Below are 3,763 nucleotides of genomic sequence, written 5' to 3'. Positions count from 1 at the left end.
CGACAGAGCGAAGCGACAGAGAGCCCAGAACACGATCCCCGGAACGGCCCCCAACGACGCCCACGCAACAGGGCCCAGCCCAACAGCCCCGGCCCGCACCCCAGGAACGGTCACCCCACGCACCGGGCCCCGCCCAAGCGTCCCCCTACGGCGGAGCCTTACGCGTCCAGCGCCGTGCGCCAGGCGCGGACCGCCGTCGGGGAGACCGGGGCCGACCAGCCCGACGGGCGGGCCGCGCCGCCGATGTGGAAGGCGTCGACGCCCGCCGCCAGCAGCGTCGGGACGTGGTCGAGCCGCAGGCCGCCGCCGACCAGGAGGCGCGGCTGGTAGCCGGGCTCGCCGCGCCGCGTCGCCCCGGCCTCGGCGACCAGCGTCGGCAGGCCCTCGTCGACGCCGTTCGCGGAACCGGCCGTCAGGTACGTGTCCAGGCCCGGCAGGTCCGCGAGCTGCTTGCGCGCCGCGTCCCGGTCCGCCACGCGGTCCAGGGCGCGGTGGAAGGTCCAGCGGCAGCCCTCCAGCTCGGCGACGAGCCGTTCGACGGCGACGAGGTCGACGTGACCGTCCGCGTCGAGGAAACCGAGGACGAACTCGTCCGCCCCCTCGGCCCGCATCTCGCGCGCGACGCGCACCAGCGCGTCGATGTCGCCCACCGCGAACCCGTCGGCCAGGCGGAGCATCACGCGCAGCGGGATGTCCACGGCGGCGCGGATGCGGCCGTAGGTCTCGCGGGACGGGGTGAGCCCGTCCGCGGCGATGTCGGTGACCAGTTCGAGGCGGTCCGCTCCTCCGGCCTGGGCCGCGATCGCGTCCTCCGCGTCGAGGGCGATCACCTCCAGGACTGCACGGTTGCTCACTGGGACTCCATTCCTCCGGCCGGCTGTGGGACTACAGGTCTAGTCCAATGGCCAGCCTAATGCGCGCGCACCGTGAAAGCAGCCGTACGCACCGTCCCCTCGTGCCGGAAGTCGAGGAAGAGGCGGTACGCGCCGGAGCTCGGGGCCGTCGCCGTGAAGGCCACCTCGGGCCCGGCGGGGCCCGCGTGCGGGTGGACGTGCAGGTAGGCGAGGTCACCGGCGCGCAGCGCGACGAGGTGGCCGTACGCGCCGAGGTGGGGCTGGAGGTCGGTCACCGGCTTGCCGGCGCGGCTGATCCGCAGCGTCAGTTCGCTCGGACGCCCCGGCGCGGGCGTCCCGCGCAGCTCGACGCGGTAGCCGTCGACCTCGGCGACCCGGCTCGGCCGGGGCAGTGCGGCCGGGTTGTACGCGCCGGTGACCGCGAGGTCCGCGCCGAGCGTGAGGCCCGTACCGCCCTTGGGGGTGAAGTCGGCGAAGGCCCGGTAGGCGCCGGCCGCGGGCAGCTCGACCGGCGCGGACCAGGTGCCGTCTCCACCGCGTACGGGGTGGAGGTGCCGGTACACGGTCAGGTCCCGTGAGGCGAGGACGAGATGGAGCTCCTTGCCGTGTTCGCGTTCGTACGCGGTGACCTTGCGGCCCTGCTCGTCCTCGATCGCGAACCGCAGTTCGCCCCGCCGTCCCGCGGTGAGGGCGGCCGGCTCCAGGACGAGCGTGTGGCCCGCCTCGGACACCTGGAGCCCACCGGGTGGAGGCGCGGCGGGAGCCGTGGTCTCCTCGTGCGCGCCGTGCGCCGCCGGGCGCCCGTCCGCCACGGCGACGGGATCGACGCCCTTGCCGACGCCGTACGCCGTGCCGAACGCCGCCGCGAGCGCTGCGGCGAAGGCGGTGATCCTCACTCCGGTGTTCATGGCCGACTCCAGGGGGTGCGTGGGATGGTCCGACACCGACTTAATACCCCTGGGGGGTATTAAGTCAAGCACTGGATCACTTGCCCCCCGGTACCACCCAGGGGTATACATGGAATCGATCACAGATACCCCCTAGGGGTACAATCGACGGCGTCGACGAGCAGAGGAAGCCATGACCACCACGCCCACCGCCACCCCGGTCACCGACGAGGTCGAACTCGCCATCGGCGGCATGACCTGCGCCTCCTGCGCGGCACGCATCGAGAAGAAGCTCAACCGCATGGACGGCGTCGAGGCGACCGTCAACTACGCCACCGAGAAGGCCAGGATCAACTACCGGGGCGCGGACGTCTCCGTACAGGATCTGATCGCCACCGTCGAGGCGACCGGCTACACCGCGCGGGAGCCCGGACCCCCCACGCCCGAGCCGCCGGAGGAGACGGACGGCCTGGCGCCGCTGCGCCACCGGCTGATCACCGCCGTCGCGCTCTCCGTGCCGGTCATCGCGATGGCGATGGTCCCCGCCCTCCAGATCGAGTACTGGCAGTGGCTGTCCCTGACGCTCGCCGCGCCCGTCGTCACGTACGCCGCCTGGCCCTTCCACCGCGCCGCGTGGACCAACGCGCGGCACGGCGCGGCGACGATGGACACCCTGATCTCGGTCGGCACGTCGGCGGCGTTCCTGTGGTCGCTGTGGGCGCTGTTCTTCGGCACGGCCGGCACGCCCGGCATGACGCACGCCTTCGAGCTGACCATCGCCCGCAGCGACGGCGCCGGGAACATCTATCTGGAGGCCGCCGCCGGGGTCACCGCCTTCATCCTCGCCGGCCGTTACTTCGAGGCCCGCTCGAAGCGGAAGGCGGGCGCGGCGCTGAAGGCCCTGCTGGAGCTGGGTGCCAAGGAGGTCACCGTCCTGCGCGGCGACCGAGAGGTGCGCGTCCCGACGGGCGACCTGCGGCCCGGGGACCGCTTCCTGGTCCGGCCCGGCGAGAAGATCGCCACGGACGGCACGGTCGTGGAGGGCTCGTCCGCCGTGGACGCGTCGATGCTCACCGGCGAGTCGGTGCCGGTGGAGGTCGGGATCGGTGACTCCGTCACCGGCGCCACGATCAACGCCGGTGGCCGCCTGGTCGTCGAGGCCACCCGCGTCGGCGCCGACACGCAACTGGCGCGGATGGCCAAGCTGGTGGAGGACGCGCAGAACGGCAAGGCGGCGGCGCAGCGCCTCGCGGACCGCATCTCCGCCGTGTTCGTCCCGGTCGTGATCGGGCTCGCGCTCGCCACGCTCGGCTTCTGGCTCGGCAACGGCGCGGGACTGACTGCCGCGTTCACGGCCGCCGTGGCCGTACTGATCATCGCCTGCCCGTGCGCCCTGGGCCTGGCCACCCCGACGGCGCTGATGGTCGGTACGGGGCGGGGCGCGCAGCTCGGCATCCTCATCAAGGGACCCGAGGTGCTGGAGACCACGCGGAAGGTCGACACGATCGTCCTGGACAAGACCGGCACGGTGACCACGGGCCGCATGACCCTGCTCGCCGTCCACGCCGCCGCGTCGACGGACGAGACCGAGGTGCTGCGCCTGGCGGGCGCGTTGGAGCACGCCTCCGAGCACCCGATCGCGCGGGCCGTGGCCGCCGGCGCGGCGGCGAAGGCCGGTACGCTCCCGGCCCCCGAGGACTTCGCGAACGTCGCGGGCCTGGGCGTCCAGGGCATCGTGGAGGGCCACGCCGTACTGGTGGGGCGCGCGCGGCTGCTCGCCGACTGGTCCATCGCGCTGCCCCCGCGGCTGGAGCGGGCCAGGGAGGAGGCGGAGGCCGCCGGCCGTACCGCCATCGCGGTCGCCTGGGACGGCGAGGCGCGTGCGGTCCTGGAGGTCGCCGACGCGGTCAAGGAGACCAGCCCGGAGGCGATCCGCCGCCTGCGCGCGCTGGGCCTGACACCGATCCTGCTGACCGGCGACAACAAGGCGGTCGCCGAGGCGGTCGCGGCCGAGGTCGGGAT

The 3,763-nt window shown here is 73.8% G+C and carries 3 protein-coding genes; 1 reads left to right on the top strand and 2 read right to left on the bottom strand.

Annotated features, from left to right (window positions below; translation table 11 throughout):
- Positions 1-158: 158 nt before the first annotated feature.
- The gene (locus ABZZ38_RS30335) at positions 159-854 is read right to left on the bottom strand and encodes a copper homeostasis protein CutC (RefSeq protein ID WP_356745741.1); all 696 of its coding nucleotides are present in this window, start codon (positions 852-854) and stop codon (positions 159-161) included.
- 56 nt (positions 855-910) lie between these two features.
- Entirely contained in the window at positions 911-1,762 is an 852-nt protein-coding gene (locus tag ABZZ38_RS30330; protein WP_356745739.1) for a hypothetical protein, read from the bottom strand.
- A 172-nt stretch (positions 1,763-1,934) separates the two neighbouring features.
- Here ABZZ38_RS30330 and ABZZ38_RS30325 point away from each other — a divergent pair.
- On the top strand, positions 1,935-3,763 hold a 1,829-nt coding region (locus tag ABZZ38_RS30325; RefSeq protein WP_356745737.1), incomplete at its 3' end, for a heavy metal translocating P-type ATPase.

The sequence above is a fragment of the Streptomyces sp. NPDC006368 genome (genome assembly GCF_040612535.1).
In the GTDB taxonomy this organism is placed as follows: domain Bacteria; phylum Actinomycetota; class Actinomycetes; order Streptomycetales; family Streptomycetaceae; genus Streptomyces.
Note: the sequence above shows the minus strand (reverse complement) of the source record. Positions and strands in the feature narration are given on the sequence as shown.

What these genes read in the sequence shown, in the direction of transcription:
- ABZZ38_RS30330 (WP_356745739.1), bottom strand. Translation starts at nt 1,762, where the DNA reads ATGAACACCGGAGTGAGGATCACCGCCTTCGCCGCAGCGCTCGCGGCG.